The sequence below is a fragment of the Larkinella humicola genome (assembly GCF_008727875.1).
GTDB lineage: Bacteria > Bacteroidota > Bacteroidia > Cytophagales > Spirosomataceae > Larkinella > Larkinella humicola.
The window spans coordinates 35,290-61,942 of the sequence record NZ_VTWS01000002.1; the positions used below are offsets into that span (position 1 = coordinate 35,290).

31 protein-coding genes are annotated in these 26,653 nt (G+C 53.1%); 12 read left to right on the forward strand and 19 right to left on the reverse strand.

Annotated features, from left to right (window positions below):
• Positions 1-72 precede the first annotated feature (72 nt).
• The 4 genes from F0P93_RS08185 to F0P93_RS08200 form a co-directional block, all read right to left on the reverse strand.
• Entirely contained in the window at positions 73-1,515 is a 1,443-nt protein-coding gene (locus tag F0P93_RS08185) for a RagB/SusD family nutrient uptake outer membrane protein (RefSeq protein WP_150875906.1), read from the reverse strand.
• 13 nt (positions 1,516-1,528) lie between these two features.
• A complete protein-coding gene (locus tag F0P93_RS08190; RefSeq protein ID WP_225309413.1) occupies positions 1,529-5,128 on the reverse strand; it encodes a SusC/RagA family TonB-linked outer membrane protein in 3,600 nt (1,199 codons plus the stop codon).
• Positions 5,121-6,146, reverse strand: coding sequence for a FecR family protein (locus F0P93_RS08195; protein ID WP_150875907.1), 1,026 nt, complete (start codon positions 6,144-6,146; stop codon positions 5,121-5,123). The genes F0P93_RS08190 and F0P93_RS08195 overlap by 8 nt, the downstream gene beginning before the upstream one ends.
• An 86-nt stretch (positions 6,147-6,232) precedes the next feature.
• Positions 6,233-6,844, reverse strand: coding sequence for an RNA polymerase sigma factor (locus tag F0P93_RS08200; protein ID WP_150875908.1), 612 nt, complete (start codon positions 6,842-6,844; stop codon positions 6,233-6,235).
• A gap of 196 nt (positions 6,845-7,040) precedes the next feature.
• On the opposite strand from F0P93_RS08200, the gene F0P93_RS08205 reads away from it, so the two are divergent.
• A complete protein-coding gene (locus tag F0P93_RS08205; protein ID WP_150875909.1) occupies positions 7,041-7,367 on the forward strand; it encodes a nucleotide pyrophosphohydrolase in 327 nt (108 codons plus the stop codon).
• Positions 7,368-7,427: 60 nt separating this feature from the next.
• Here the strand turns inward: F0P93_RS08205 and F0P93_RS08210 are convergent, their stop codons facing one another.
• The gene (locus tag F0P93_RS08210) at positions 7,428-7,673 is read right to left on the reverse strand and encodes a hypothetical protein (RefSeq protein ID WP_150875910.1); all 246 of its coding nucleotides are present in this window, start codon (positions 7,671-7,673) and stop codon (positions 7,428-7,430) included.
• A 386-nt stretch (positions 7,674-8,059) separates the two neighbouring features.
• On the opposite strand from F0P93_RS08210, the gene F0P93_RS08215 reads away from it, so the two are divergent.
• Together F0P93_RS08215 and F0P93_RS08220 are read left to right on the forward strand one after the other, a co-directional pair.
• Entirely contained in the window at positions 8,060-8,815 is a 756-nt protein-coding gene (locus F0P93_RS08215) for a DUF5602 domain-containing protein (protein WP_150875911.1), read from the forward strand.
• 65 nt (positions 8,816-8,880) lie between these two features.
• On the forward strand, positions 8,881-9,477 hold the full coding sequence (locus F0P93_RS08220) for a c-type cytochrome (RefSeq protein WP_150875912.1): 597 nt from the start codon (positions 8,881-8,883) through the stop codon (positions 9,475-9,477).
• A gap of 49 nt (positions 9,478-9,526) precedes the next feature.
• Here the strand turns inward: F0P93_RS08220 and F0P93_RS31475 are convergent, their stop codons facing one another.
• On the reverse strand, positions 9,527-9,667 hold the full coding sequence (locus F0P93_RS31475) for a hypothetical protein (RefSeq protein WP_191908756.1): 141 nt from the start codon (positions 9,665-9,667) through the stop codon (positions 9,527-9,529).
• A 119-nt stretch (positions 9,668-9,786) separates the two neighbouring features.
• On the opposite strand from F0P93_RS31475, the gene F0P93_RS08225 reads away from it, so the two are divergent.
• Positions 9,787-10,035, forward strand: coding sequence for a hypothetical protein (locus tag F0P93_RS08225; protein ID WP_150875913.1), 249 nt, complete (start codon positions 9,787-9,789; stop codon positions 10,033-10,035).
• Between the two features lie 53 nt (positions 10,036-10,088).
• Here the strand turns inward: F0P93_RS08225 and F0P93_RS08230 are convergent, their stop codons facing one another.
• On the reverse strand, positions 10,089-10,277 hold the full coding sequence (locus F0P93_RS08230) for a molybdopterin-binding protein (protein ID WP_191908757.1): 189 nt from the start codon (positions 10,275-10,277) through the stop codon (positions 10,089-10,091).
• A gap of 144 nt (positions 10,278-10,421) precedes the next feature.
• Positions 10,422-10,775, reverse strand: coding sequence for a hypothetical protein (locus F0P93_RS08235; RefSeq protein ID WP_150875914.1), 354 nt, complete (start codon positions 10,773-10,775; stop codon positions 10,422-10,424).
• A gap of 126 nt (positions 10,776-10,901) precedes the next feature.
• On the opposite strand from F0P93_RS08235, the gene F0P93_RS08240 reads away from it, so the two are divergent.
• A complete protein-coding gene (locus tag F0P93_RS08240; protein WP_150875915.1) occupies positions 10,902-11,372 on the forward strand; it encodes a hypothetical protein in 471 nt (156 codons plus the stop codon).
• A gap of 29 nt (positions 11,373-11,401) precedes the next feature.
• On the opposite strand, the gene F0P93_RS08245 is transcribed toward F0P93_RS08240, so the two are convergent.
• The 3 genes from F0P93_RS08245 to yidD form a co-directional block, all read right to left on the reverse strand.
• Positions 11,402-11,842 carry a DUF4174 domain-containing protein gene (locus F0P93_RS08245; RefSeq protein WP_191908758.1) on the reverse strand — a complete coding sequence of 147 codons (441 nt, stop codon included), beginning with the start codon at positions 11,840-11,842 and terminating at the stop codon, positions 11,402-11,404.
• A gap of 52 nt (positions 11,843-11,894) precedes the next feature.
• Positions 11,895-12,272, reverse strand: coding sequence for a co-chaperone GroES (locus F0P93_RS08250; RefSeq protein ID WP_138989479.1), 378 nt, complete (start codon positions 12,270-12,272; stop codon positions 11,895-11,897).
• Between the two features lie 116 nt (positions 12,273-12,388).
• Entirely contained in the window at positions 12,389-12,598 is a 210-nt protein-coding gene (gene yidD, locus F0P93_RS08255; protein WP_222930262.1) for a membrane protein insertion efficiency factor YidD, read from the reverse strand.
• A 144-nt stretch (positions 12,599-12,742) separates the two neighbouring features.
• Between yidD and lgt the strand changes: the two genes are divergently transcribed.
• Positions 12,743-13,576 (forward strand): prolipoprotein diacylglyceryl transferase, encoded by an 834-nt coding sequence (gene lgt, locus F0P93_RS08260; RefSeq protein ID WP_150875917.1) that lies wholly within the window; start codon positions 12,743-12,745, stop codon positions 13,574-13,576.
• Between the two features lie 132 nt (positions 13,577-13,708).
• A complete protein-coding gene (locus tag F0P93_RS08265; RefSeq protein ID WP_150875918.1) occupies positions 13,709-14,341 on the forward strand; it encodes a transposase in 633 nt (210 codons plus the stop codon).
• 80 nt (positions 14,342-14,421) lie between these two features.
• Here the strand turns inward: F0P93_RS08265 and F0P93_RS08270 are convergent, their stop codons facing one another.
• Positions 14,422-15,774 carry an MFS transporter gene (locus F0P93_RS08270; RefSeq protein ID WP_150875919.1) on the reverse strand — a complete coding sequence of 451 codons (1,353 nt, stop codon included), beginning with the start codon at positions 15,772-15,774 and terminating at the stop codon, positions 14,422-14,424.
• 162 nt (positions 15,775-15,936) lie between these two features.
• Here F0P93_RS08270 and F0P93_RS08275 point away from each other — a divergent pair, with 162 nt between their 5' ends.
• The gene (locus F0P93_RS08275; protein ID WP_225309414.1) at positions 15,937-17,343 is read left to right on the forward strand and encodes a BamA/TamA family outer membrane protein; all 1,407 of its coding nucleotides are present in this window, start codon (positions 15,937-15,939) and stop codon (positions 17,341-17,343) included.
• Between the two features lie 191 nt (positions 17,344-17,534).
• On the opposite strand, the gene F0P93_RS08280 is transcribed toward F0P93_RS08275, so the two are convergent.
• Positions 17,535-17,990, reverse strand: coding sequence for a DUF4488 domain-containing protein (locus F0P93_RS08280; protein WP_150875920.1), 456 nt, complete (start codon positions 17,988-17,990; stop codon positions 17,535-17,537).
• Positions 17,991-18,111: 121 nt separating this feature from the next.
• Here F0P93_RS08280 and F0P93_RS08285 point away from each other — a divergent pair, with 121 nt between their 5' ends.
• Together F0P93_RS08285 and F0P93_RS08290 are read left to right on the forward strand one after the other, a co-directional pair.
• Positions 18,112-18,501, forward strand: a complete 390-nt coding sequence (locus tag F0P93_RS08285; RefSeq protein ID WP_150875921.1) for an MmcQ/YjbR family DNA-binding protein — start codon at positions 18,112-18,114, stop codon at positions 18,499-18,501.
• Positions 18,502-18,524: 23 nt separating this feature from the next.
• The gene (locus F0P93_RS08290) at positions 18,525-19,241 is read left to right on the forward strand and encodes a carbon-nitrogen hydrolase family protein (RefSeq protein WP_150875922.1); all 717 of its coding nucleotides are present in this window, start codon (positions 18,525-18,527) and stop codon (positions 19,239-19,241) included.
• A gap of 36 nt (positions 19,242-19,277) precedes the next feature.
• Here F0P93_RS08290 and F0P93_RS08295 read toward each other — a convergent pair whose 3' ends face one another.
• Positions 19,278-20,327, reverse strand: coding sequence for an App1 family protein phosphatidate phosphatase (locus tag F0P93_RS08295; protein WP_150875923.1), 1,050 nt, complete (start codon positions 20,325-20,327; stop codon positions 19,278-19,280).
• Between the two features lie 178 nt (positions 20,328-20,505).
• Between F0P93_RS08295 and F0P93_RS08300 the strand changes: the two genes are divergently transcribed.
• Both F0P93_RS08300 and F0P93_RS08305 read left to right on the forward strand, forming a co-directional pair.
• Positions 20,506-21,402, forward strand: a complete 897-nt coding sequence (locus tag F0P93_RS08300; RefSeq protein WP_150875924.1) for a diacylglycerol/lipid kinase family protein — start codon at positions 20,506-20,508, stop codon at positions 21,400-21,402.
• Positions 21,403-21,672: 270 nt separating this feature from the next.
• Positions 21,673-22,035 (forward strand): hypothetical protein, encoded by a 363-nt coding sequence (locus F0P93_RS08305; protein ID WP_150875925.1) that lies wholly within the window; start codon positions 21,673-21,675, stop codon positions 22,033-22,035.
• 191 nt (positions 22,036-22,226) lie between these two features.
• On the opposite strand, the gene F0P93_RS08310 is transcribed toward F0P93_RS08305, so the two are convergent.
• The 5 genes from F0P93_RS08310 to F0P93_RS08330 form a co-directional block, all read right to left on the reverse strand.
• Positions 22,227-22,676 carry a hypothetical protein gene (locus tag F0P93_RS08310; protein WP_150875926.1) on the reverse strand — a complete coding sequence of 150 codons (450 nt, stop codon included), beginning with the start codon at positions 22,674-22,676 and terminating at the stop codon, positions 22,227-22,229.
• 2 nt (positions 22,677-22,678) lie between these two features.
• On the reverse strand, positions 22,679-23,347 hold the full coding sequence (locus F0P93_RS08315; protein ID WP_150875927.1) for an SGNH/GDSL hydrolase family protein: 669 nt from the start codon (positions 23,345-23,347) through the stop codon (positions 22,679-22,681).
• A 39-nt stretch (positions 23,348-23,386) separates the two neighbouring features.
• A complete protein-coding gene (locus tag F0P93_RS08320) occupies positions 23,387-24,496 on the reverse strand; it encodes a D-TA family PLP-dependent enzyme (RefSeq protein ID WP_150875928.1) in 1,110 nt (369 codons plus the stop codon).
• Positions 24,497-24,631: 135 nt separating this feature from the next.
• Positions 24,632-25,096, reverse strand: a complete 465-nt coding sequence (locus F0P93_RS08325) for a RidA family protein (RefSeq protein ID WP_150875929.1) — start codon at positions 25,094-25,096, stop codon at positions 24,632-24,634.
• A gap of 202 nt (positions 25,097-25,298) precedes the next feature.
• Positions 25,299-26,618, reverse strand: a complete 1,320-nt coding sequence (locus tag F0P93_RS08330) for a gluconate:H+ symporter (RefSeq protein ID WP_150875930.1) — start codon at positions 26,616-26,618, stop codon at positions 25,299-25,301.
• Between the last annotated feature and the right edge of the window lie 35 nt (positions 26,619-26,653).

Genomic DNA, 26,653 nt, shown 5'->3' on the forward strand with positions numbered 1-26,653 from the left:
CTGGCTAGCACAAAGAGAGGTAACAAAAGAGGTGAGCGTATTATTTTGTCACCTCTCTTTGCTCACCTCCAATCAATACCCCGCGTTCTGTTTCACCTTCGAGGGGTTGATGTCGATCTGGCTCTGCGGAATGGCGAAGACCAGATTGCTCTCGGTCAAGTTCGTTTTGATGCCAATGGCCGTGGCCTTCGCTTTCAGCACATCCAGCGCCCGGCCCGTCCGGACCAGATCGAACCAGCGGTGGCCTTCGAAGGCCAGTTCAATCCGCCTTTCCTGCTCGATTGCCAGACGCATGGCGGCAGGTGTTCCGGCATCAGCCGCGGTTTTGGCGGCCAGTCCGGCGCGGGTACGAATGCGGTTTAAGAAGGGCAGAGCTTCGGCGGTTTTTCCGGTTTCATTCAACGCTTCGGCATACATCAGCAGCACGTCGGCATACCGCAACACCGGCCAGTTGTCTTCCGAATCTCCGTTGATCACCGGCGCATCCCGGTATTTCCGCACAAAATTATAATCCACTTTCACCCCGCTGGCGTTGACGTAACTGGTGGCCAGCGACACGTCTTTCCGCAGATCGCCGGGCTCATAAGCCGCGATCAGGTCGGCCGTGGGCTGGTTGTTGCCGCCCCCGCCAAACTGAATCACCGCGTTACCTGAGTTTTCCGGCGCGTAGGCATTGGCAAAACCGCTGCCTTCGCCAATGCTTCCTTTTTTATACTGAACATCAAAGATGGACTCTTTGTGGTTTTTTCCCGATGCCAGAAAAACGCTGGCATAACTGGGTAGCAAGTCATACGTTCCGGCATCGATCACCTCCTTCAATTTGGCAGCCGCTTCGACGTATTTTTTTTGCGTCAGATACACTTTTCCCAACAATGCCTTGGCGGCTCCGCGCGTGGCCCGGCCCACATCGGCACCGGTGTAGCTAACGCCCAGCGCGCCTTCGGCATCCGTCAAATCTTTGATAATCTGCGCATAGACATCTGCCACCGGCGACCGGCCGTACTCGTATCCTTCCTGCGGATCGATAATTTCTTTCACAATCAGCGGGACGTCACCAAAAACCCGAACCAGATTGAAATACATCAGCGCCCGCAAAAATTTGGCTTCGCCGACAACCCGTTTTTTCTGATCCTCATTCATGGTCACACCACCACTGCGGTCGATGATCGCGTTGCAACGGTAGATGCCCCGGTAACCATCGCTCCAGCGGGACGCCAGGAACGGATTGGTGGTTCGCTGGTAAAATTTATCGAACTCATCCTGGTCCGTCACCGAACCCGACAGAACCGGCCGCGTATCGTCGGATGGTATTTCCGAAACCACGTAAAACTGGCCATACTGACCCCCGGATTGCAGGGAACCGTAGGCACCGTTCAGGGCATTCAGCAGGTCGGAACCGGTTCGGTAGAAAGTAGCCGTACTGGCCTGAGAAATAGGCGATAAGGCCAAAAACTCATCCTTACAACTCGTCAGGGCGAGGCTAAAAAAGATAGCAAATAGGAATTTCCGTTTCATGGAAGTTTGAGAATTAAAGACCAATGTTTACGCCAATCGTGTACGTACGGGCCAGCGGGTAGCTGCCGTAATCGACTCCACCGGTCAGCGGGCCTTCATACCCACTCACTTCCGGATTGTAGCCCAGGTATTTCGAAACCGTCAGCACGTTTTGCACCCCGCCATACAACCGCAGGCTCTGAATCTTGACGCGCTGAATCAGCGTTTTCGGGATGTTGTAGCCCAGCGTGATGTTCCGAATGCGGAAATAACTGGCATCTTCTACCCACCGCGACGAAATGGCGTTGTTGTTCCCCGTTGAGCGGGTGTTGGCGCGGGGCGTGGTGCCATCGCCGGGCTGAGTCGGCGACTGCCAGCGGTTGAGCACCGTCGTCAGCGAGTTGGCGTTGCCTTCCAGGTTTTCGTAAAACCGGCGCGACAGGTTCAGAATGGTAGCGCCTTGAATTCCCTGAATGACAACACCCAGATCAAATCCCTTGAAACTGAAGTTGTTGGTGATCCCGTAAATGAAGTCCGGCTGGTTGTTGCCGATCAGCGTCCGGTCGTTGGCATCCACTTTTCCGTCTTTATTCACATCCTCGTATTTCACGTCGCCGGGGCGGCTGTCCGCAAAGTGAGGATACGAATCCAGATCGGCCTGGTCGCGAAACACGCCGAGCTGGTTGTAGCCATAAAAACTTCCCAGCGGCTGACCGATCATGGTGATGTTCGACTCACCAACGCCCGTTCCGCTGCGTATGGGGTCGCCTGTGGGTCCGAGTGCCAGCACTTTGTTTCGGTTAAACGAAATGTTCAGGTCCGTGGTCCAGGTGAGCGCTCCGGTCAGGTTGCGGGTGTTCAAGGCCACTTCCAGACCTTTGTTCTCAACCTTGCCGATGTTTTTCACCGCCGATGAAAAACCGGTCAGCGTTGGCACCTGCACGGCCAGCAACAGATCGGTCGTGATGCGTTTGTAATAGTCCACCGTCAGGAATATGCGGTTGCTCAGCAACCCGAGTTCCAGCCCAACGTCAGTTTGCCGGCTTTTTTCCCACGTCAGGTTTTCGTTTCCGATGGAGTTGACGGCCAGACCGTTCGCCAAAGCCCCGCCCAGCACGTAGTTGTCGGGCCCTAATAAACCGATGGCCGGGTAGTTGCTCGTGAAGGCGTTGTTGCCCGAAATCCCATAGCTCGCTTTGAGTTTCAATTCCGAAACGATGCGGTTATTTTTCAGGAACGACTCTTCCGACACCCGCCAGCCCACCGAACCGGAAGGAAACGTACCCCAGCGGCTTTTGCTGCCAAACCGCGACGATCCATCGCGCCGGAAGGACGCGTTGACCAGGTAGCGGTCTTTGAACGAATACGCAGCCCGGCCAAAATACGACGCCAGGGACCACTGATCGCTGAAGTTTCGGCCCGAATTCGTCCCGATGATCGTTCCGGCATTCACCGTCCGCACCAGGTCGTTCGGGAAGTTATTGGCGTCGATCCGGCTGCGTTCGAAATCATTTTTCTGGCTTTCCAGGCCCACCAGAATGTCGAAGCGGTGGGTTTCGCCGATTTGTTTCAGGTAATTCAGCGTATGGTTCGTCACCCAGTTCAGTTCCTGAACGGTTTCCGAATAGGCGGCATTGGCCGTTGGCGGCAGCAACTGGTTTAGTGGCAGCGAGGAGGTCTGGTAGTAATTCTGCCGGGCCTGCCGCACGTCGCCACCGATGGTTCCACGATACAGAATCCCCAACGGCAGTTTCACCTCCGCGTAGGCATTTCCCAGCAAACGCGTGGTGCGGAGTTTGTTGTCGATTTCGTAAATATTGGCTACCGGGTTGGTGATGCCCGGCCAGTCGTAGGGAGCGGCATAAAAAGCCTGGGAGTTATAAACCGACGTCCCCGGCTGGTAAATCGGAACGAAAGGCGGCAAACTCAACGCGGCATTGATCACCCCGTTGCTGGCCCAGTGGCCGTCGGTATTGACGCGGTCTTCCACCGAAAACGAAGGACTCAGACTGATCCCCATTTTCAGATACGACGTAATCTGCGCGTCGATGTTGGTCCGAACCGTGTAGCGGTCGATTCCCGAACGTTTGACGACGCCATCCTGTTTCAGGTAGTTTCCCGATACCATGTACTGCACTTTGTCGCTGCCGCCCGAAGCCGTTAGCTGGTAGCTGCTGATGGGGGCATTCTGGAAAATCATATCCTGGTAATCGTACGTCGGCAAACTGCCCGGGCTGTCAAAATTGACACCACCGATTTCTCCACGCGGATACCGATACCGCTGTCCCGCCGGGCGGGCACTGTTTGGGTCCTCAATTTTTGCCCCCGTTACCCGTTCCAGATACGCCGTATTGAAGGCTTCTTTGGAAAACTCGGCAAACTGCTGCGAATTGAGCATGTCCATTTTCTTGGTAATCTGCTGAACGCCGGTATAATAATCGAAATTCAACCGCGCCTGACCCGATTTGCCGCGTTTGGTGGTCACGACGACGACGCCGTTGGCACCCCGCGAACCGTAAATGGCCGTGGCCGACGCATCCTTCAGGATGTCGATTTTATCAATATCGTTTGGATTCAACAGGTTGAGCCCACCGCCGTTGGCCAGATCGCCCGAGTTCAGCGGTTGCCCGTCGATAACGACCAGCGGCCCATTGCCGGCACTGATCGACCCCAACCCCCGGATTTTGATGGAGGGGCTGTTGCCCGGCGCTCCGGTGCTCTGCTGAATCAATACCCCCGGTAACCGGCCCGTTAAGCCTTCAACAATGTTTGGAACCGGCTGATCCTTAATATTTTTGGTACTGATCGACGCAATGGAGCCGGTTACATCCCGCTTTTGCTGCGTTCCATACCCCACCACCACCACTTCACTCAGCGTCTGGTCGGATTGTTTCAAGACCACATTAACCGTCGACTGACTGCCGACTGGCACTTCCTGCGTCAGATACCCGATGAAACTGAACACCAGAGTTCCGCCTTCGTTCGGAATCGAAAAGGCAAAATTACCCGAAGCGTCCGTGGTTGTTCCGCGGGTAGTGTTTTTCAGCGCCACGCTAACGCCCGGCAAACCGTCGGCGTTTTCCTCCGCCGTTACGCGACCCGATACCCGGCGTTCCTGAACACGCACGTCCACCGGTTGACGCATCACCAGCGCCGATGAAACGGCAAAGTTCAGGCGTTCATCGGGTAATGCGCCCGGCCGGGACTGTACCAGTTGGCTGTTTTCCAGGGGCGCAACAAACGGAGCCAACCGGCTCGTGGCCTCGTCCGCGTCGACAATCACGTAATAATAGTCATCGACTTTACGGAAAGTAAGGTTGTTGGGTTTCAGAACGGCTTTCAAAACCGCTTCCCGGTCGGCCGTTTCGGGCAAGGGCAGGCTCACGGTCTTGTCACGCAGGGTTTTCCGTTGAAACGCAAACTTGATTCCGTATTTCTTTTCCAGGTCGCGCAGCACATCGCTCAGCGAACGGACTGTTGGGTTGCCGGTGCGGGCATTCCGGGGAAACTCCTGCATCGAAGAGGACTGCCGGGGAACCGTGGTCGATGCCAGCATCTGCGCTTCAGCCGTGGTCGTCAGACACCACAGGCCCAAAATCGCCAGTCGGATTAGGGTTGGTAGGGGTTTATTCATCTTTGTAGTTGGATAAAACGATTTGATTGTCCTGTTTATCAATTCGCAAGCGAAAAGCTTCGGCGAGCAGCCGCAGCAACAACTCCGGCTTGTTGGCCGGTACAGATCCTGTAAAGCGTTCGTTGAGCAGCTTCTTGTTGGTAATCGATACGTTGAGTCCGTACTCATCATTCAATTGCTGGATAATTTCGGCGAGTCGTTCCTCTTCCATCACCAGCAAATTGTCGCGCCAGGCCACGTAACGATCGGCATCGACCCGCTCCCGGCGGATGGCAGTTTTTCCGCTCGTTGTTTCCACCAGATCACCCGGTTGCATCAGCACGTCGGGTTGTTTCTGCAACGCCAGCTTTACCGTGCCTTCCTGCAAAACCACCTGCGTGCGGGTCCGGCGGGTGTTCACGTTGAAGCGCGTGCCCAATACCACCACGTCGGCAGCACCGGTATGAACCACAAACGGCATGCGTTTTCCCAGCGGTTTTTTACTGACATCGAAAAAAGCCTCGCCTGTGAGTTGCACCTCCCGACGGCCTTCCGTCTGCCAGTCGCTAGCCATTTGCAGCGTTGAATTGGCGTTTAGCGTCACCACCGAACCATCCGGCAGGGTTACTGTCCGAATCTGGCCGTAAGCGGTTTGGTAGGCAATCGGTGCATTCGTCCCTTTATACAACCACCAGCTTACACCCGCCAGCAGCAGCAGGGTGACGGCAGCCGCATACGGGTAAAAAACCGCTCTTAGAACCATCCGCCGGGGTTCGGGTTGCAGCGCAAGTTGCTTCTGACGAAGCCGTTGAAAAGAAGCCTGCACCATGCTTTCGGGCAGTTCCTGCCAGGTCGGCTCCAGACCCATCACCAGCATACGGGCCTGCTCAACCGTGCTTTGCTGCTGCGGATAGAGGGTTTTCATCGACGCCCAGAACCGATTCGTTTCCGACGTTGGGGCAAGAATCCACGCCTGAAAGTCGGGGTCCCGGGCGAGGTCAATGGCTTCGAGGGTAGCGTAATGTTCCAGCGGTTTCATGCCGTGTTGAAGGGTCAATCAACCGTAAGAGCAGAAACCGGGGACTTTGTAGTATGAACGGAGGAAAAATTTGTAAAAAAAATGAATCATCGATTCACAAACAGTCCCAGCAGCAACAGTAAAACCGGCCAGTTGGCCTGCAGGCGTTTGCGGAGGGCGGTCAGGGCCTGGTACAACTGCGTCCGGGCCGTGTTGTAGGTAATGCCCATCACGGCGCAGATGTCATCGTAACTCAAATCCGTGAAATACCGCAGATAGAGGATTTCCTGCTGCCGGGGCGACAAGGTCGTGAAAGCGCTTTGCATGTGCTCCTGCTGTTCCTGATTCAGTCCGTCTTCCAGCAGCCGGTCTTCGGCGGAGGGTTCGGCTGGTAACAGACCAAATTGCTCTTCCACATCGGTTTCGGCAAACCGGCGCTGTCGCTCGGCAAGCTGGGTCACCAGCCGGTTGCGGAAAGCTTTCAGCAAATAGGATTGAACGGATTGCGGTTGCGTCAGCGTATGGCGATACTTCCACAAGTCGATGAACACGTCATGAATAGCATCTTCGGCGGTGGCCTGATCGGCCCCAAACCGCCGACCGTAGTTGATCAGATGCCGGTAATGCGCCGAATACAAAGCCGCAAAAGCCGACTCACTTCCCTCCCGGAAAGCATTCCAGCGCATCAGGTCGTTCGAGGTGTCGGGGTGGGCGTTCATCAGTCGTGTGCAAACTAACCAGTAAAGGCAGAAGAGAAGCAAACTTAACCGATTCCTGCAAAAATTGGTATTATTTGCGGATAAATTTGCGTTGGGCGTCTTGCTCAAAAACGTCTAGATTTGCAGGCATTCCCCCGGACAGGCTTTCCGTCAAAACGACCGATCGGCACTTCCCGGGGCATTGCCTACCCCTCTTATGACACTACGCGAAGCTCAGAACACGGTCGATGAATGGATTAAAACCATCGGTGTCCGCTACTTTAACGAACTTACCAACCTGGCTATGCTGACCGAAGAAGTTGGCGAAGTGGCCCGGATCATCGCCCGCCGGTATGGCGAACAATCGGAAAAAGAATCCGACCGGGACAAAGACCTCGGCGACGAAATGGCCGATGTCCTGTGGGTATTGATCTGCCTTGCCAACCAAACCGGTGTTGACTTGACGGCGGCTTTTCAAAAAAATATGGAAAAGAAAACCAGCCGGGATGCCACCCGGCACCTTGATAATGAGAAGTTACGGTAGGTCTGGTCAGCCAGCCGGTTTTCCTTGATTAAACGCACCAATTGGTAAGTAATTTTTCCGTTATTTATACGGCTTCAAAATCTGGTGCCCTTCTTTCACCAGGGCTTCTGCCGACTTTTTGGAGACCACCCAGAAGAGGGGTTCATTTTTATGTTTGACGACTGAATATTCCTTTCCGCCATCGCGAAACAAGCGATTACAGGCCCGCATGGCATCGATTTGATTGGTGTACTGATTGTCCTGGGATTCATGCAAAGCTTTGGCAAGTCGTCTCAATCGGAGGTATGAGCGAATGGATTCAAACATGGGAAACGGAGGGCTAGTTAATTTTAAAGTTACACGTTAGAGTAATTTTACTTATAAATTTAGAAATACTCAAACAATTCGGGTGCCAATGTAACCAATATTGCCCAAAATGGTAACATAAGCCACTAGAATGCTAATATCCTGCAATTCTCCAATCAAAAAATCAGGCTTGTTCGATCCACTACAGTGAGGCCTTCGCGTTTGCAAAACAAAACGAAAAGAGGGCCATTCTGCCCTCTGGAACCTATTTTGTCGAAAATGAGACAAAGAATGTCTGTTTTGAGCTAACCCCCGCTCCTCACAAATCTCCAAATTTGTTCCGTAACCCTACCGGGTCTAAACCGCAGGATTATCCATTCTCAACCTAAAAAAATGCTCACTCTATCATGAGAAGACTTTTTACACTTCCAGTGCTGGCCCTGCTCTTTCTGACGGGCTGTGACGACAACGACGATACGGTTGCGGTTGCCCCGACCTACAAAGGAACCGAACAGGCGCTGGGCAATGGCAAAGCCTATTCCTGGGTGAAATTTACCACCGACAACAAACCTACTGCCATTGGATTCACCCTCACCAAAGGGGCGCTGGACAACCTGCCACACGGCGGAGTAGCACTGGTGCTGAGCCTACCGACCGAAGCGGTGGGCAAAACGCCATTCGATCACATCATGCTCGATTATCTGCACACCGGACACGAGCCTCCGGGCGTCTACGACGTGGGGCATTTCGACATGCACTTCTACATGCAGCCTCTGGCCGAGCGGAAAGCCATTCCGGTTTATGAAGCCGCTAAAGCGAAATTCGACAACCTGCCCCCAGCGGGTTATCTGCCCAGTACCTACATCCGTCTGCCCGCCGGTGTGCCGGAAATGGGCGTACACTGGGCCAACCCCGCGTCCCCCGAACTGGCCGGTACGGGCAAGTTTACCGAAACCTTAATTTTCGGTTCCTACGACGGCAAAGTCACCTTCATCGAACCGATGGTTGCGCACGAGTTTTTGAAGAACAAACCCAACCTTTCCAAGAGTGTACCGGTGCCGGCCAAGTTTGCCAAGGCGGGTTATTATCCGATGCAATACACCATTAAACAGGTGGGAGACGACATCCAGGTGAGCCTCGAGGGTCTGATGATGATGCAATAGCGATCATCCGTTCGACCGATTTCTGTTCGTCCCTATTTCCAGATCGTTATCCATTCAAACATTTTATGAAAAAACTTCACCTGGCGGTATTCCCGATTGCCCTTCTTTGCGTGTCTCTTTTGGCCGGTTTTACCAGAAATGACGGAATGCCCGAAAAAAACAAAAGGAGCTTTTCCCGATCCGATGATGCCACAATCAAACGCGGGAAGTACCTGGTTGGCATTCTGGGGTGTCAGGATTGTCATTCTCCCAAGCGGATGGGGGCCCAGGGCCCGGAGGTCATTCCGGAACTGCATTTATCCGGCTATCCGGCCGATCGGCCGGTTGGCAAGGTGGTGCCGGAGGCCCTGAAGAACGGCTGGATGCTGTTTGGCCCCGATGGAACGTCGGCCGTTGGCCCCTGGGGCGTTAGTTTTGCGGCAAACCTTACCTCCGACGCCACCGGAATCGGCACTTGGACCTACCAGCAATTTAAAACGGCGCTGACCCAGGGCAAATCCAAAGGGCTTGCCACGGCCCGACCGCTGCTGCCTCCCATGCCCTGGTTCAACTACACCGACATGGCGGAAGAAGACATTCAGGCGGTATTTCAATACCTGAAAAGCACAAAGCCGGTCAAAAATGCCGTGCCTGCCCCCATCGGTCCCGACAAATTGCATTGATCAAACCGGGGAGGGCTTACCGATGCCCTTCCCGGTTTCTTTTCCTTTCTTACCAGAAACGGATAAACCAGTAGGCAATAATCAGGATCAGCCCGGCAAACAAATAAATGCGTTGGGTGATTTTACGCCGTTGTTTGAAGATCCACAACAAAATAAGGCTCAGGCCCAAAGCCAACAGGGTAACCTCCATACGCTTTACCGGTTTTTACAAGTGCTTGTCTGAGCAAAAGTAAGAAAGAAATCGCCCCAAAGGTTGGCTTAACATTTCGAGGTGTCCGGTAGTTAAGAACGTATACCAGACACAGACCCATGAAAAATCTAAATGACCTTTCGTTCGATGAAATTCAGAAAATGTATTCCTATGCCATCAATCTGGCGGCTTCGTATGTGAAAGATGCCGAGAAGCATTACAAAGCGGAGGAAAAAGAAAGAGGGGACGATTTTACAGCTGCCGATAAAGAATGGACGGAGTACGCCCGAATTCTGGATCTGGAACTCCAAAACCGGATCAAGTCGGCGGTACATATCCAAACCCCACAACCACAACCCTTTATTTAACCGGCAACAGCTCTACGCCCCCTGATCCTTCGGTATGGTCAGGGGGTATCTTTTTAGTGGGAAACCCGTATCTCGATCGATTTCACTCCGCGCACCCAGCGAGCGGGTTTCTTCTCACCCGGAACAACGACGCGATAGGGACCAACTCCCGCAGGCAACGGTGTGCCATCGACGCTGTCGGCCAGGAGAATGGGTTGCGTGGCAAAATCCGGGATTCTGTCCCGGTTGCTGATTGCGCCCAAACCGGGGGAAGCAGGGCTATCGACAGGAATAATCCTGCGATCATATACGTTACAATAGGCTTCATCCTGTCAAGTTATGATCCGCGTTATATTCCAACAAATATAACGCTTTCAGGAAATAGATGAAGCCCTAGCAGAAAATGCTTAGTGCAGGAAATGGATCGCCAGCATCACAAGGTGGATCAGTACGTTAACAATGAAAAGCTGGACACAGAACCGTACGGACAGGAGTCCCAAATTAGAAACCAGTACGACGAAGAAACTGACTACCGCGATCCCCGCGAAAATGTCGCTGTAACCGAAATCAAAATATTGAAAAACCAGCAACGAAGCCGGGGTTATGATGCAACTCTGGATAATCAGTAGGGCAACCATGACCGTAAACCGGTAATCGCCGGTTTCCAGAACGCTTAGGGCACGGTTATACCGGGTACGCCAGTTTAACGCAGAAGGCTGATCGGCAACAGAGTGGGTTGGGAAAGCGAGTTTCGTGTTCATCGTCGTAAGGAATAATTGATACACAAAAGTCGCTGCGAAAAGACAATCCGGGGATGAGATCCGTTAGCTGACCGGATGATCTCTGTTTTGCCCCGAAGTAACAATCCTCACGTCAAAAACTGACGAATGTCATGGCAAAGGTCCGGGCGAACCGGCAGCTTTACGGAAAATATGAATACGATGGAACCGCTAAAGAATTCAATTGCCGATCTGGAGACGTATCAACTGGAAAATTGTCATTCCGAAAACAAGCGGTGGGCCCTTACCCTGACCAGTTACGAACAGGAAATTGAGCAGTTGATGACCCTCCTGGATGATGTCCTGGAGCAATTTAACCACCAGAATCTGCGCCAACGCGCTTTCGATTACCAGCAGAATCTGAAACGGCTGAAAGTGTGGTTCACGCGCCTGCATACCGACCTGATCTGCGACCGTTCTTCCTGTGTTTCAGACAGGTCGCTTCCCTGCGGAGAATCCCGTTTTGGCCGTTACACGGCCATTCCCAGCCAATTTACCGGTTTATCCGACGAGTTTTCTAAAATCAAAGCGGGTTGCTACCAGTTCCTGTCGGTCGTGGTTCAACTAAATTTGATGTAACACTCCGGCATTGCCAGGCCGGCACCTTCCTATTGCCTCCGGGTCTCGGCCTGCCGCATGGGCATGCTGTCGATGATCCGGAATACGTCGCCGGGTTTGATCGGTTTTTTGAACGTATGTTTCACTCCGCCGTCTTTGCCGATGAGCCAGCCTTTGAAAACGTCGGAGGAAGTTAACTGAAACGCATTTTTTGTCAGAAACTGCCGGTCCGCTTCCGGCAGTTCGGCGGCAGTCAGCATGATTACGTCCAGGTCGCGATCGTCAAGACCGGCTTTTTCAGTTTGCAGGATTTTTTGCTGTTGCAGGAAAGCAGGTTGCGCCGGATCAGTCCCATACACCAGCAGAACGCGCCGGTCGTTCCGCTTCTCGTCCAGCGTGGCTTTCAGGGATTTCTTTTGGGAACCGTTCATTTCCATTGCTCCAGACAGGGTCATACTGAGCAGTAGTCCCATCAACCATACCGTTTGCATAGCGTAAAAGGTTTAAAAGCCGCTCTTCCGGCTTATACCTCATAACTCTTTGTCAATCGAAGAGGTTTTCGGAGCGTTCCAGCAACAGAATGGCCGACTGCGGAACGATGCAGTATTTTTCGCCTTCGTATTCCAGTTCAATGGCGTTGCGCTGGAGGTAAATGGCCAGATCGCCTTCCAGGGCCTGGAGTGGCATGTATTTCACTTTTTCTTCGGTTTCCTTCCAGGGTTCCTCTTCCGACGGCGAAGGAATCGGGTATCCCGGTCCCACTTTGATGACGTAACCGCTCTGCACCTGTTCTTTTTCCGTTACGGTCGGTGGTAAGTACAAACCGCTGTTGGTGCGTTCACTTGGGTTTTTGGGTTTCACCAGCACCCGGTCCCCCACAACGATCAATCGTCTCAATCGGTTATCTGCCGTTATTTCCATGGTTGTCAATCAGTAGTCGTTTTTGCGCCGGTAAACGTCGCCAGCCACCCCGATCAATAATCAGGCTACCCCGCATTTTGCGACAAAATGTCAGCCTGTGACCGGTTTTCACCCCATTAGGGAACCGGGTCATAACCGCTGCCGCCCCACGGATGACAGCGTGCAATGCGCTTCAACCCCAGTTCTCCCCCCTTCAAAGCACCGTATTTCTGCACGGCTTCAATCATGTACTGGGAGCAGGTTGGCGTATACCGGCACGAATTGGGCAGGTAGGGCGAGAGAGCCCCCTGGTAAAATCGAACGAAGCCAATCAAGACGGTTTTCATAGTTGATAACAAGTCCTTCATTAAATCTTTTCTATCTTTGCTTTCAATCCGCGCCGACCTGGCTCTTCAACCAGCCGTCGGGCCGCAGGATTCAAACCCTGAGCCGCCGATGCGGGTCTATTCTTTAACACGTCACGAAATCGAATGCTCTCCTACATCATCTGGGATGTTAATCCCGAATTATTTTCTATCGGCTCTTTCTCCGTTCGCTGGTATGGTCTCCTGTTCGCCCTCGGCTTTCTGTTGGGCCAGCAAATCATGCTCTACATCTTCAAACGCGAAGGCAAACCCATCAGCGACATCGATGCCCTGACCCTCTACATGGTCATTGCCACCGTTCTCGGTGCCCGAATCGGCCATTTTCTTTTCTACGAACCCGAAGTTCTGTTCAAAAACCCGCTGGAGGTGATTCTCCCCCCCTACCGCGGACTGGCCAGCCACGGTGCCACCGTCGGGATTCTGACCGGTTTATGGCTCTACTCCCGCCGGAAATCCAGCCTGGCTACCCAACAGACGTTCCTCTGGGTGACCGACCGCATCGTCATTGCCGTGGCCCTGGGCGGCTGTTTCATCCGGCTCGGTAACCTGATGAACTCCGAAATTGTCGGTCGACCCACCGACGTTCCCTGGGGATTCGTCTTTGTTAACAACACGGAGTATCTACAGATTCCCCGCCACCCGGCGCAATTGTACGAAGCCATTTCGTGCCTGTTCATCTGCCTCTTTTTGTTCTGGTTCTGGAACCGCTACAAGCAGAATACACCCCGGGGCAGTTTGCTCGGCATCTTCCTGATTGGGGTGTTTGGCCTGCGGTTTTTCTACGAATTCCTGAAAGAAGATCAGGTCGAGTTTGAAAAAACGCTGGCTCTCAATATGGGTCAAATTCTGAGCATTCCTGCCGTACTGGCCGGTATTTATTTACTGGTGGTGAGTTTCCGAAAACAGGCGACTCTCCAGAGTTCCGCGAAAAACCGGTAGCCGTCGCGTCATTATTACCGATGACTCAATAATGAATACGTTGTAAACGGAATCCTTCTTTCTTTGCTCTAATTCCACCGGTGCCAGCCGGTTGGAGGTAAAAACTCTTGACTTAACCAATCCAATCTACGAATGAAACTGATCCAATCAGTACCCGTTTTCTTGCTGGCAGCTACGCTGTTGATGAGCTGCGGTGGCAATAAAGAAGAAGAAAAAGCCGAATCATCGGACGATGACGGCACCTCAATTTCGGCCAGCGAAAGCGTTGATGCGCTGAAAAAAATGGCTGATCAGGCGGAAGAAATGCAGAAAAACGGCCCGGTCGAAACCGTTGATTTCCGCAAACTGAAAGAAATGCTCCCCGCCGATGCCGACGGTTTGGCCCGCAAGGAAGCCACCGGCGAGAAAAACGGCATGGCCGGTTTCAACATCTCCACCGCCAAAGGTGAATACCGCAACGACGACGACAGCCAATCCATCGAAGTGAACATCGTCGATGCCGGTGGAACCGGTGCCTTGATGGGTATGGCCGCCTGGTCGATTATCGAAGTGGACAAGGAAACCGAAAACGGTTACGAAAAAACCACCAAATTTGGCGATTACAAAGCCTACGAAAAGTACGACAACAGCAGCAAAAACGGCGAAATCGCGGTATTGATCAACAACCGGTTCATCGTAACGGCCAAAGGCAACGGCGTTGACATGAGCAAAATCAAAGCCACCCTCGAAGACATTGAGCTGGGCAAGCTGGCGGATTTGAAATAGATACACCAGACAAGAGAGGTGAGACAACTGCGAATGGATTGGTCTTTACTCTCTTGTCTCACCTCTCTTGTCTGGTTTCATCAATGCCCTCCGGCTCCAATGGGAAAGGCCGCTTCTTCGGCCTGATTGGTTTCCTTCACCAGAAAACAGGCCCCGGCGGCCAGAATCAGGCAAACCCCGCAGAGTGCCAGTGCATTCCGCGGATCGCTGTTTAAGACGGTTTCGTACAGAAAGCCAATCGTCATGTTGTTGATAATCTGCGGAACGACGATAAAACCGTTGAACAGTCCCATGTAAACGCCCATCCGCTCCTTGGGAACGGAGGTGGAAAGCATGACGTAGGGCATCGACATGATGGAGCCCCAGGCCAGGCCAACCAGCGTCATGCCGACCAGGAAGATGTATTTGTCGTGCGAAAACAGCATGGACAGGAAACCCAGCCCGCCGATGGTCAGAAAAACCGCGTGGGTGCTGCGACGACCCAGCCGGTTGGCAATTGGCGGCAGCAAAAACGAGATTCCGAAACAGCCGACGTTGAAGAGGGCAAAACACAAGTTGCTCCATTCCAGCCCTTTGGCAAACCCTTCGGGATTGATCTTCGCATCCGGCGCATCGAAGGCATGGCGGGCAATGGCCAGCGACAGATACTGCCACATCAGCGGCAAACCGTACCAGGTAAAGAATTTCACCCACCAGAGCTGCTTCATGGTGGCCGGCATGTGGCGAAACGCATCAAGCACCTCGGCAAACGCGTGAAAAACCCCGCGCTTCTCTTTTTTCATCCGCTCAAACTCTTCCATGTTCTCGGGCGGATACTCCGTGGTCGTATACATCGTCCAGATTACCGCTCCCAGAATCGCAACACCACCGATGTAAAACGAGTATTTAACAAAGTCGGGGATCAGGTTGGCCCCGGTAGCCGCCACGGCGATGCCGAAAATCGGCAAAATAAACGGCATCAGATTGGCCAGCGTTTGCCCGAAACCGACGAAGAAACTCTGAACGGCAAACCCCAGATTCCGTTGCTGGTTGTTTAATTTGTCGCCGATAAACGCCCGAAACGGCTCCATTGTGATGTTCAGACCCGCATCGAGCAGCCACATCAGGCTGGCGGCCATCCAGAGCGCCGACGAATTGGGCATCATAATCAGCGCAAAACTGGTGATGAGTGCGCCAACGAGGAAATACGGTTTTCGACGCCCCCAGCGTTTAGACCATGTCCGGTCGCTCATCGCGCCGATAATGGGCTGCACCAGCAAACCGGTGACGGGACCCGCCAGCCAGAGGATGGGAATGGCGGATTCTTCGGCGTTGAGATACCGGAAAATGGGACTCATGTTGGCCTGCTGTAAACCGAAGCCGTACTGAATACCCAGAAATCCAAAACTCATGTTCCAGATTTGCCAGAAACGTAGGTGGGGCTTGTCTTTCATGAGAAAAACGAAGAGAAGAGATATGTTTAGGTTAGCGGAGGAGCCAAAAAGTGGCTCGATTCTGACAATAATAAGGATTTTGTTGCAAGATTCGAAGATTGTTTTTACCTATTTTTTTATTGCGGTACTTTTGAAGATGCCTTCGTCAATGACGCACGTTTGATGTTACTATCCTTACTTTTCTGGACGTTGTCTTTGGTCGATTCAACGGCAAAACCATCCGCCGTTGCCGATACCATGCAGCGTGATTATTGGGTGGTTCGGTCGGTCCACATTCACGGAAACCACCGGACGCGGGAGCGCATCATTCTGCGCGAGCTGGAAGTAAAAGCCGGTGATACCATCCAACGGCCGCAATTGACCGAAAAACTGGCCTGGGACCAGCGAAAAGTCACCAATACCAACCTGTTTATCACCGTCGATGTGACGGCGAAAGAAGTCAGTGCGAACGAAATCGACATCGAGGTTAATCTGAAAGAACGCTGGTATGTTTTTGTGATCCCAGTTTTCGACCTGGCCGACCGCAACTTCAACGAGTGGTGGTATGAACGGGGCCGCAGCTTCCGCCGAACGATTTACGGAGCACGGCTGAACTACAAAAACGTGACCGGCAATGCCGACAAAATCAACGCGATTTTCGAGTTCGGATTTACGCGCCGAACGCAGGTGGTCTACTCGCTCCCTTACATCGACAAGGCGCAAAAAACCGGCATCAGTTTTGGGGCGTCCTACCAGACCAACAAGGAAGTGGCCTACCGCTCGGCACTCGATAAACTCGTGTATTTCCGGAGCGAGGACCTGATGCGCGACCGGTTTTTCACCAATGTCATTCTGACCCGCCGGAATCAGTTCTACAATTTCCACCGCCTGGAACTCCGGCTGGTTCGCAATTCGATTGCCGATACCGTTGCCCGGCTGAATCCCGACTATTTTCTGAACGGCCAGACCAAACAGCGGTATTTCCTGCTGAGCTACCTCTTCACGCACGACCGGCGCGATGCCGTGGCGTATCCGCTGCGGGGGCATTACCTCAACCTGACCGCCAATCAGTATGGGCTTCTGCCGTCCGACAATGTGCGGCTGTTTGAAATCATGGCGAATTATACCCGCTACTGGCCGCTGGGCGCGAAATTCTACGCCAGCAACAGCGTGCGGGGCAAACTTTCGTGGCCCGAGCGTCAGCCGTATACCAACCTGCGCGGGTTGGGGTATTTGTCGGATTTTGTTCGGGGCTACGAGTTGTATGTGATCGATGGGCAACGGTATGGGCTGGTTCGCAACACGCTGAAATACCAGTTGCTGAACGTTCGAAAACAGGTCCGATGGATGCCGATGAAGCAGTTCAATACCGTTCCACTGGCGTTGTACGTCAGTCTGTTTGGCGATATGGGGTATGTCAACAGCACGCTGGCGCAGGAATACAACAGCCGTCTGGCGAATTCGTGGCTCTACGGCGGGGGCGTTGCGCTGGACGTGGCCACGTTTTACAACATCGTAGGGCGCATCAGTTACTCCGTGAACCGGCAGGGCCAGACCGGTATCTTCTTTAACTTCACCTACGATTTGTAAATTCAAACCTTTCGTTGTAGCCCCGTTCCCCTAAAGGCCGGGCGGCCGGAGCCGGACTTTTAGCATCCGGCGTCTTCCGTGTCCAAGTCCCCTTTAGGGGAACGGGGCAAAAGCGAAAGAAATAAAAATTCTTGGCATCTTCCCGGCAAAATGTATCCAAAAACCGGACGACGCAGACGGTTCCGCGAACGCTATTCCTTCGTAACCCGGCGGTATTTCTCCACAATGATCCGGTCAATTCCCAGCTTCTCCAGTTTTTCAACGCCTTTCTGAATCAGCGTATCCCCGTGTAGTTGGACCACAAATTCGAACTTGTGATTCTCCCACGCTTTGTCGACGAAATACTCCAGGTTTTCGGTATACACGCTGTCCACCAGGGTATAACTGCCTCCGCCTGCCGTGAACGCCGGAGCTGTCGAGTCTTTTTCCGTCGGCAGGGCGTGGTTGAGGAAGGCGAAATGGGTTGAATTGATAATTTTAATCATTTTCTGTTTCGGATTAAACGTCGAAAACGTCGAATCCTTTTCGGTGGCGGTGGCCGAAATCAGTTCCCAGGTGCCGACGAGAGGCACTGTGGCTGGCTTGGTTTCACAGCCGACGAAGGCAACACTTAGGGCAATCAGGGCTAGTGTAAAGGGGAATTTCATGTTTACTTGGGAACGGTTTTTCGTTATCTTGTCAATCGGTAAAGGTAGTGGTCTTTGCGATTAGTTTCTCACCTTGCCGGTCAGTGTAATTTTGATTGGCTACTGACATTCAGCCCTGAAAATGAAACCCAGAACCGTTCCTTTTAATCCATCGGATTTTGAACCCGTACGAATGGTAGCGCTCCGGTTTCCGGGTACCGAAGAAAGCGTTTCGCACGAGAATACGCCCTCCATCAAAGTGCGGGGCAAACTGATGTGCCGATTGCACGAATCCGGTGAATTTATCCCCATCCGGCTCGATTTTGCCATCCGCGATGCTTACCTCGACAGCCATCCCGAAATTTTTCATTTGCCGGATCACTTCAAAGGTTACCCTTATGTCTGCATGTGGATTCATCCGTACGACCGGAAATTGCTGGCTGAAATCCTGGAACTCAGTTGGCGGGGGCTGGCCACCAAAAAACAACTGGCGGCATGGGAAGCCCGAACGGCTTCATCCGAACCCCGCTGAACCGTCTAAAACCCAGCCTTGCCATGAAAATTGGAGTAGCCCAGACCCGCCCCGTCAAAGGTGATATTGCGCACAACATTGCCAACCACCAAACCCTCATCGACCTTGCCGTTTCCGACGGCGCCGACCTCCTCATTTTTCCTGAGCTATCTCTGACCGGCTACGAACCGGAACTGGCCGCCGACCTGGCAACGACCCCGGACGACAGCCGGTTCGATGTTTTTCAGACCCGCAGCGACGCCCACCGGATTACGATTGGCGTAGGCGTCCCGATCCGAAGCGAGGAGGGCATCTGGATCAGTCTGCTCATTTTCCAACCGCATCAGCCCCGGCATCTGTATTCGAAAAAGTACTTACACGAGGATGAAGAACCGTTTTTTGTCAGCGGGCAGAGCACCCTGTGTTTTCTGGGCGACAAAGCCAACATAGCTCTCGCCATTTGCTACGAATTGTCGGTTCCGGAACATTCGGGAAAGGCCTTCCAAAACGGCGCAACAGTCTACCTGGCCAGCGTGGCAAAGTCGGCCCCTGGCATGGAAAAAGCCAGTGAAACGCTGTCTGCGATCGCCAGAACTAACGCCATGACGGTTTTTGTTTCCAACTGCGTGGGCTATTGTGACAATTTTGAAAGTGCCGGTCGCTCAGCCATCTGGAACACCAAAGGCGAATTAATCAGACAACTTAATGACGTTGATGAGGGGATTCTGATCATCGACCTGGAAACCGGAACCGGATTATAACACCAGGAGGAGCCATTGGAAAGGACTGAGAAAATTCTATTTTTTCATCTCCCGACTCGCCACCAACCCCACGGTTTCCGAATGCCGAATCGCTTCGGAACTGTGGCTGAAATAACAGCATGGCACCCCGGCAGCGACAATCTGATCGACAAATTCCTGGGTTCGAACGCTATTTTGCTTGTTAACCCGACGCAGATACACACAGCGAATCTGTTGCGGAAAGTGGGACACGAGGGACGTGTAGATGTTGGGATCTTCCTGCGTATCGTCGCCCAGCAGCACAAATTTCATCTCCGGAAACGCTTCCAGAATCCGGACAATCCGGGCAAATTTGGTAACGTGTTTATTCTGACCGGTTTTCCACACTTCGCGAAACCGTTTGATCTGGCTCAGGAGGTAAATCCCGTTGGGCATGTCATTCTTTTCGCAGAACGTCAGAATGTAGTCGTACAGATTCCATTCACTGCTCGATACGTAGAAAAACGGGTTTGTCGCATTCCCTTCCGTTCCGGCGCGCGCCAGCAGTTGGTAATGCGTCACCACATCCTCAAACGGATCGCGGCTGTGGGCGTTTTCGGTCAGCAGAACGTGCAGCCGCTTGCGGAGGTTGGACGAGTGCGAAATCAGAAACGTATCATCGATGTCAGAAACAATACCAAACTGTGTCGAATGCGGCCGGTAGACTTCGCCCTGCCCCGTTGCAACCGGGTCTTCCGGCCCGAAGTTAGCCGTAATCAAATCGACTTTCACCGGATGCCAGCCGGGCGTGAAGGGTTCGCCGGGTGTCCATTCCAGCCGAAAAAAACCGTCTTTTTCGGTCACAAACCGCACATCTTCCGCAATCCCGCTCACTTTGACAGTCGCGCCCGAAACCGGCCGCATCATAAAAAGCCGCAGCAACGCAAAGGTATTGATCCAGAAGTTCTGCCGGTATTTCTGGCGGGGCATCGGGCTCACCCGCAACACATGACCAAACACCACGACCTTCTGCTGGTGGACGTAGCCCCGGTACACTTTCACCACGGGCTTGTCCGAAATTCGGAGCCACGTTAAGATTTTATCTTTTATTCCGCCACTTGCCTTCATTCTTTGTTTATTACAGATAGTTGATCAATCTGGTGTTCAGTTTCCCTCTTTCGTTATTCGCTATTCAATATTCATTATTCGATAGTAAGAACGAAAGAACAATGAATGTTGAACACTGAATAGCGAATATCGAAATAAGGAAAAGCAACACCCAATCCCTGCAAACTAATTCAGGAACATGCCGGAAGCTAAAAAGTTAAAATTTCTGTTCGCCATCAACCCGATTTCCGGCGGACAGGACAAATCGACCTGGGAATCATGCATTCGTTCTTTTTTCGAAAATCAACCGCATTCGGCTAACCTGTTCCTTCTGGATGGTAAAAACGACGACAAGGAACTCCCCAAACTCATCGAATCCTACCAACCCGACCGATTGGTGGCCGTGGGTGGCGACGGCACCATCAAATTCGTGGCCGAACACGCCCTGACCGCCAACCTGCCGATGGGCATTCTCCCGGCGGGCTCGGCCAACGGCATGGCCAAAGAACTGGGCATCCCGTCGAGCCTGGAGGAAAGCCTGGAGGTGGTGGTCAATGGGGTCGAAAAACCGATCGATCTCATTGGCATCAATGGCACCGAACACTGCCTGCACCTGAGCGACATCGGCATGAATGCCCAGTTGGTCAAGTATTTCGAAGAAGGCAAGATGCGGGGCAAACTCGGGTATGCGCGGGGCGTATTGCGGGTGCTGATGCGGAGACGACTCCTGCGCATCCAGATCAACACGGGCAACGAGGTGGTACATCGGGCCGCTTTCATGGTGGTGCTGGCCAACGCCCGCATGTATGGCACCGGGGCGGTGATCAACCCCGACGGCGACGTGGCTGACGGCAAATTTGAGGTGGTGGTCATTCGTAAACTCTCGTTGCTGGCCATTTTCCGGATGTTCATCCACTTCCGCCCGTTCGATCCCAAACACATCGAAATATTCCCGGCCACCTCTGTTCACATCATCACCAAACGGAAAGCCTATTTTCAGATCGACGGCGAATACCGGGGCCGCATCCGGGAAATCACCGCCGAGATTGCGCCGGGCTTGTTGCGGGTGCTTTTGCCGGAAAATACATCGGTTTAGCCTTCTAGAAATTTCGCTTTTTGCCCCGTTCCCCTAAAGGGGACTTGGACGCAGAACCTCCGGATTCTAAAGTCCCCTTTAGGGGAACGGGGCAATTTGTCACTGTGACGGAATGATCAGACATAAGTCTCACTCTCTTCGTTTCCCCCCCCCCGATTTACCGATTTCTACCCGTTATTGCCCCAAAACCGCCAGTTGTTAAATCAGGGTAGCATGCCCCACCCTGCTGCCCTACTTTTGAGCCATCGTTTAACGCAAAACAACGCAACAATGGCTAATGTAAAAACCGTGATCGATGAATGGGCCGTTAAAGACCTCGAAGACGGTTCGTCGCTGAAAATCGCCGTGCTCGGTTGTACGGAACTGGGCAACGAGTCGCGACCCGGCATTCAGGTCATCTATATGGGAACCATCATCAACTACGAACCTCTGTTTGTGGAACGACTGGCCTATCAGGCGCACAAGGCGGGGGTCGATGAATACCTGCTGGAAAGCTACTCCTGGATGGTCCACGAAGATCAATACATCAAAAATTCGCTGGTGCTGGGTTTTCCGCTGAAAGCCAAAGTGGAAGTCAAAACCCGCTCCTCAAAACCCATCATTAAAGAATACAACCTGCCGTTTGAAGTGTAGAAATAGACAAGAGAAGTAAGACAAGAGAGTATCGACTTAAATTTCAGTAGTCTCCTGTCTCACGCCCATCTTCTCTAATCTGAATAAATCATTGAAACCATATCCACACCATCGTAAAAAACAAACCCGGTTGATCAGCGTTTGCCGATCAACCGGGTCTTTGTTACCGTACGCATCGTAGCGCCCCTCTATTATTTTGCCCCCACGATCAGTTCGTGCTTGTCCTCGGCGGTTTGCTGAGTAAACGGCATTTTGCGAAAGTTTACCTGGCTCATCGCGTCTTTCTCATACACCGCCAGGCAGGATGACTCATACTTTTTATCAAAATGGGGCCGCTTCGGAAAAACCTGCGTGGGCGCGGGCCGACTTTCCGGAAAGAAATAGACTTTGGTCGTTCCGTATTTGGTGTACAGCATAAAATCGCCGTATTGCCGCATTTCCTCCCAGAGCGTGTCCTTCACCGTTACGGCATAAATCCGGACGATGGGGCCGGTATTGTTTTCATTCCGGTACATCGCAACTTCCCGGTAGGTCCCTTTCAAGTCGTTGATCCCGGGTTCTGAGCCCGCATCATAGACCATGTAGGCCACCAGCAAAGCCACGAGTCCGAACAGGATGTATTTCCCTTTTTTGCCAACCATTTTTATTTCGCACTCACCATCAGTTTGTACATTTCGTCGGCCACCAACTGATTCCCGGTATCGTTCAAATGCACCCGGTCGGTGGTCAGAATGCCTTTTTCGGCATTGGTGGGGTTGTTTTTCAGGTTATACGCCAGAAAAGCCTTCCGCAGATCGCAGAGGGGCAGATTATGCCGGGCGGCCAGTTCGCGGATCAGCGTGGAATAGTGCTGCAAATCCCCATCCTGATCGTTGGAATAATCGGTTTTTTCGCCAATGACCGCCGGTGTGCAGAGAATAACCTTGCTGCCAGCCGCCTGTAGTTTCTTGATCACGGCATCGTAAAACTTCACGAACTTATCGGGGTCGGTGCCGGTGCCGTAGGTGCGTTTGTGCCAGACGTCATTCACGCCCACATACACAAACGTAACCGTCGGCTGTTTGGCCAGAACATCCTCATCCATGCGCAGAAACAGGTCGTAAATTTTGTTTCCGCCAATACCGGCGCCAACCAGTTCATATTCATTCGACAGGTTCTGTTTCTTGAGCATGTCGCCAATGCGGGTGATGTAACCGCCGGGCTTCACACCCGCCTGCGTAATGGAATCACCAAAAAAAACAACGCGAACCGGTTTTGACGGGGTTAGGGCCAGCCACATGAAGGTGAGCAGGAGAATAGGGAACGTACGCATGATCAATTTGTGTCAGGTTAGGGGGTTGGTTACAGAGTGTTAGTACGTAATCCGGCGTCTGCGGGCTTCAATGGCCCAGCGACCGGTGGTTTCGCCATTCAGAATTACCTGGGCTTCGTCGTGAAGCGCCACCGTGGGGCAAATGTGATACGGCACCCCGTACAACACATCGCCAACCTGAAGGGCATCCCAGTTTTCAACCTGCAAAACGAGGTGTTCCTCGCTTTGTCCGGTGATTTCGTAGCCCGTCAGGTTCAGAAACTTCACCCGTTTTGCCAACGGATTTTCGGCGGCTACGGCTTTGTGTCCCAGATCGGTGGTCACCACACCGGGAGCCGGTTTTGACACCACGCGGGTGAGCAGCAGGGCGGCCCATTGAAAGTGCTGTTCGGTCAGTAAAGCGCCGTAGCCCCAATCCCACAACAGGCAGGTTCCAGGGCTGCACCAGACGTTGGGGCGGTGGGCATGGTTGGAAAAAGTCGGCGTTCCTCCTACGATCATCACCGGGCGCGGTTGCCCTTCCTGCTCCAGTTTGTCGGCCAGCACTTCCAGCGGTTTGATGGCCGCATCGGCATGAATCTGGCGAAGTGCCACGTCCGCATCCCGAATGTGACCATCGTAGCCATGAAAACCGCGCAGGTCCAGCCGGTCATCGGCTTTCAACTGCCGGTACAAGGCCTCCAGTTCGTCATCGACGACGTGGCCCGTGCGGTTCATGCCAAGGTTTACATCAATGTAAATCACGGGTTTATGAACGGTTTTCTCGAACTCCCTCGCCAGTTCCTCCGCCGACGCCAGGTTGTCGACCAGCGACGCCCATTCGACCCAGTTGTAAGCCTGCACCAGTTCGCAAAACCGGTGGAGTTTCGGGCCGGTCAGTTGGTAGGAAATCAGGACGTGCCGAGCGCCAGTATCCGCCAGCATTTCGGCTTCGGCGATGGTGGCACACTTGAATTTGGTGATGCCCGCTTCGACTTGCATTTTGGCAACTTCCGCCATTTTGTGCGTTTTGACGTGCGGAATCAGCTTGTCGGCGTCGCCATCCACCATGTCCAGCATGGTTTTGATGTTGTCGGCAATGCGTTCGGGATAGACCAGCAGGGCCGGGGAATCGATCAACTGAACGTTGTGAACCAGGTATTCATCCATGTAGTAAAAGCCCTAAACCCTGACAGCGGCCTGGCGGCCCTGTCAGCGGTTTGAACGGGGATTAGTAAATAGTAACTCGTATTTTGAGCCGTGGACTAAAACCGCTGACAGGGCCTTAGGGCCGCTGTCAGGGTTTTAGTCCGCCAGTTCGAACATCACTTCAATTTCGACCGGGATATTTTCCGGCAGCGTGCCCATGCCCACGGCCGAGCGAACGCCGACGCCGTTGTCGTCTCCCCAAACCGCCACAAAAAGCTCACTACAGCCATTGATGACGAACGGATGCCGCTCAAAGTCGTCCGTTGCATTCACCATGCCCAGCGTTTTGATGACGCGTTTGATTTTGTTCAGGGTGCCAAACTTGGCTTTCAGGGTTGCCAGAATGGTCAGGCCAACCTGCTGGGCCGCCAATTTGCCTTCGTCGATGTTCATGTCGGCCCCAATGCGGCCGATGATGCGGCTTCCGTCGTTTTTCACCGGCCCATGACCGGAAACGTAGACGAATTTGTCGACAATCAGACACGGTTTGTACACACCCATCGGCTTCGGCGCGGGCGGCAGGGTCAGCCCGAGTTGGGCGAATTTTTCGTCGGGAGTCATAAGTGCAGGTTCTGCGAGATGGTCAGGCTCAGGCCCAAATGTTAAGTTTTTATCGGGTTCAGGCCCGAGGTTCAGATACATGTGCGAGGTGTATTCCATATAAACTAGTTGGTTTTGGGTTTACGGTTTTCGGTGGCTGACGCATTCGGGGACAGCTTGCGTCAGCCACCGAAAACCCTAAACCTAAAACTGAAAACCGTCTTTAAACCACCAAATTTAATGCTAAAACGCCCAACAGCCCCACAATCGACACAATTGTTTCCATGACGGTCCAGGTTTGCAGCGTTTCTTTGATGCTCAGGTTAAAATATTCCTTGAAAAGCCAGAAACCGCCGTCGTTCAGGTGCGACATCATCAGGCTGCCGGAGCCAATGGCCAGCACCATCAGTTCCGGTTTTATGTTGGGGTTGCCCTGAATCAGCGGCAGAATGATCCCGACGGTTGTCAAGCCCGCAACGGTGGCCGAACCGACACAAACCCGGATGACGGCGGCAATGCCCCAGCCCAGCAACAAGGGCGAAATATCCACGCCCTGAAGCATAAATCCGATGTATTTGCTCGTTCCGCTGTCGATAAAAATCTGCTTCAACGCCCCGGCTCCGGCAATCACCAGCAAGACCGGCGAAGCGGCTTTGATGGCTTCTTCGAGGTCTTTCATCACTACTTTCATGGTCTGCCCCCGCCGAATGCCCAGCGTATACACCGCCACCAGCACCGACAGCAACATCCCGATATACGGTTCGGCCAGCAGCGTAACGACCTGATGCAGCACCGAACCGGCGGGCAACACCGACTTGAGCGGGCCGGTCAGGGTCAGCAGCAAAACCGGTAACAGCGCAACAAAAAAACTGATGCCCGCTCCCGGTAGCTCATGGTCCGGAATTTCACGGATTTTGAAGAGGTCCCGGTCAATTTTGGGTTGGTATTTCGACAGGGTTTTTCCGAAAATCGGCCCCGCAATCACAATCGCCGGAATCGAGACGATGATCCCGTAAATCAAGGTTCGGCCAATGTTGGCGCCCAACTGCCCGGCAATGGCCGCGGGCGACGGGTGCGGAGGCAGGTAGCCGTGGGCCACCGACAAAGCCGCCAGCATCGGAACGGCCACGGTCATCATCGGCAAACCCGACGAAGCCGTGATCGTGACGATGAGCGGAAAAACGATGATAAAACCGGCGTTGTAAAACAGGGGAATCCCGATGATAAAACCGGCCAGGGCTAGCCCCCAACGGAGATTTTTGACCCCAAATATTTTAATCAGGACGTTGGTAATGCGCATGGCGGCTCCGCTTTCGGCGACCAGTCGGCCCAGCATGGCTCCAAATCCGACAATCAGAACCAGTTCGCCCAGCGTTCCGCCGATGCCCGTCTGAATGGATTTGCCAACAGCCGCAACATCCATTCCCGACGCCAGCCCAATGGCGAGTGACACCAGAACGAACGAGATGAACGTATCGATCTTGACAAAAGCGATCAGAAATACCAGGGCCAGAATGCCCAGAAAGGTGAGTAGAAGTGGCATTTAGGAAAGTCGAGGATTTAGGGGTTCGGGGCGTA

Coding starts and splice junctions, on each gene's coding strand:
- F0P93_RS08325 (WP_150875929.1), bottom strand. CDS start 25,096: ATGACTCCCGACGAAAAATTCGCCCAACTCGGGCTGACCCTGCCGCCC.
- F0P93_RS08305 (WP_150875925.1), top strand. CDS start 21,673: ATGGCTAATGTAAAAACCGTGATCGATGAATGGGCCGTTAAAGACCTC.
- F0P93_RS08205 (WP_150875909.1), top strand. CDS start 7,041: ATGACACTACGCGAAGCTCAGAACACGGTCGATGAATGGATTAAAACC.
- lgt (WP_150875917.1), top strand. CDS start 12,743: ATGCTCTCCTACATCATCTGGGATGTTAATCCCGAATTATTTTCTATC.
- F0P93_RS08295 (WP_150875923.1), bottom strand. CDS start 20,327: ATGAAGGCAAGTGGCGGAATAAAAGATAAAATCTTAACGTGGCTCCGA.
- F0P93_RS08290 (WP_150875922.1), top strand. CDS start 18,525: ATGAAAATTGGAGTAGCCCAGACCCGCCCCGTCAAAGGTGATATTGCG.
- F0P93_RS08240 (WP_150875915.1), top strand. CDS start 10,902: ATGTCATGGCAAAGGTCCGGGCGAACCGGCAGCTTTACGGAAAATATG.
- F0P93_RS08200 (WP_150875908.1), bottom strand. CDS start 6,844: ATGAACGCCCACCCCGACACCTCGAACGACCTGATGCGCTGGAATGCT.
- yidD (WP_222930262.1), bottom strand. CDS start 12,598: ATGAAAACCGTCTTGATTGGCTTCGTTCGATTTTACCAGGGGGCTCTC.
- F0P93_RS08330 (WP_150875930.1), bottom strand. CDS start 26,618: ATGCCACTTCTACTCACCTTTCTGGGCATTCTGGCCCTGGTATTTCTG.
- F0P93_RS08280 (WP_150875920.1), bottom strand. CDS start 17,990: ATGAAATTCCCCTTTACACTAGCCCTGATTGCCCTAAGTGTTGCCTTC.
- F0P93_RS08195 (WP_150875907.1), bottom strand. CDS start 6,146: ATGAAACCGCTGGAACATTACGCTACCCTCGAAGCCATTGACCTCGCC.
- F0P93_RS08265 (WP_150875918.1), top strand. CDS start 13,709: ATGAAACTGATCCAATCAGTACCCGTTTTCTTGCTGGCAGCTACGCTG.
- F0P93_RS08225 (WP_150875913.1), top strand. CDS start 9,787: ATGAAAAATCTAAATGACCTTTCGTTCGATGAAATTCAGAAAATGTAT.
- F0P93_RS08235 (WP_150875914.1), bottom strand. CDS start 10,775: ATGAACACGAAACTCGCTTTCCCAACCCACTCTGTTGCCGATCAGCCT.
- F0P93_RS08275 (WP_225309414.1), top strand. CDS start 15,937: ATGTTACTATCCTTACTTTTCTGGACGTTGTCTTTGGTCGATTCAACG.
- F0P93_RS08215 (WP_150875911.1), top strand. CDS start 8,060: ATGAGAAGACTTTTTACACTTCCAGTGCTGGCCCTGCTCTTTCTGACG.
- F0P93_RS08245 (WP_191908758.1), bottom strand. CDS start 11,842: ATGCAAACGGTATGGTTGATGGGACTACTGCTCAGTATGACCCTGTCT.
- F0P93_RS08320 (WP_150875928.1), bottom strand. CDS start 24,496: ATGGATGAATACCTGGTTCACAACGTTCAGTTGATCGATTCCCCGGCC.
- F0P93_RS08220 (WP_150875912.1), top strand. CDS start 8,881: ATGAAAAAACTTCACCTGGCGGTATTCCCGATTGCCCTTCTTTGCGTG.
- F0P93_RS08190 (WP_225309413.1), bottom strand. CDS start 5,128: ATGAATAAACCCCTACCAACCCTAATCCGACTGGCGATTTTGGGCCTG.
- F0P93_RS08310 (WP_150875926.1), bottom strand. CDS start 22,676: ATGGTTGGCAAAAAAGGGAAATACATCCTGTTCGGACTCGTGGCTTTG.
- F0P93_RS08315 (WP_150875927.1), bottom strand. CDS start 23,347: ATGCGTACGTTCCCTATTCTCCTGCTCACCTTCATGTGGCTGGCCCTA.
- F0P93_RS31475 (WP_191908756.1), bottom strand. CDS start 9,667: ATGGAGGTTACCCTGTTGGCTTTGGGCCTGAGCCTTATTTTGTTGTGG.
- F0P93_RS08250 (WP_138989479.1), bottom strand. CDS start 12,272: ATGGAAATAACGGCAGATAACCGATTGAGACGATTGATCGTTGTGGGG.
- F0P93_RS08210 (WP_150875910.1), bottom strand. CDS start 7,673: ATGTTTGAATCCATTCGCTCATACCTCCGATTGAGACGACTTGCCAAA.
- F0P93_RS08185 (WP_150875906.1), bottom strand. CDS start 1,515: ATGAAACGGAAATTCCTATTTGCTATCTTTTTTAGCCTCGCCCTGACG.
- F0P93_RS08270 (WP_150875919.1), bottom strand. CDS start 15,774: ATGAAAGACAAGCCCCACCTACGTTTCTGGCAAATCTGGAACATGAGT.
- F0P93_RS08300 (WP_150875924.1), top strand. CDS start 20,506: ATGCCGGAAGCTAAAAAGTTAAAATTTCTGTTCGCCATCAACCCGATT.
- F0P93_RS08285 (WP_150875921.1), top strand. CDS start 18,112: ATGAAACCCAGAACCGTTCCTTTTAATCCATCGGATTTTGAACCCGTA.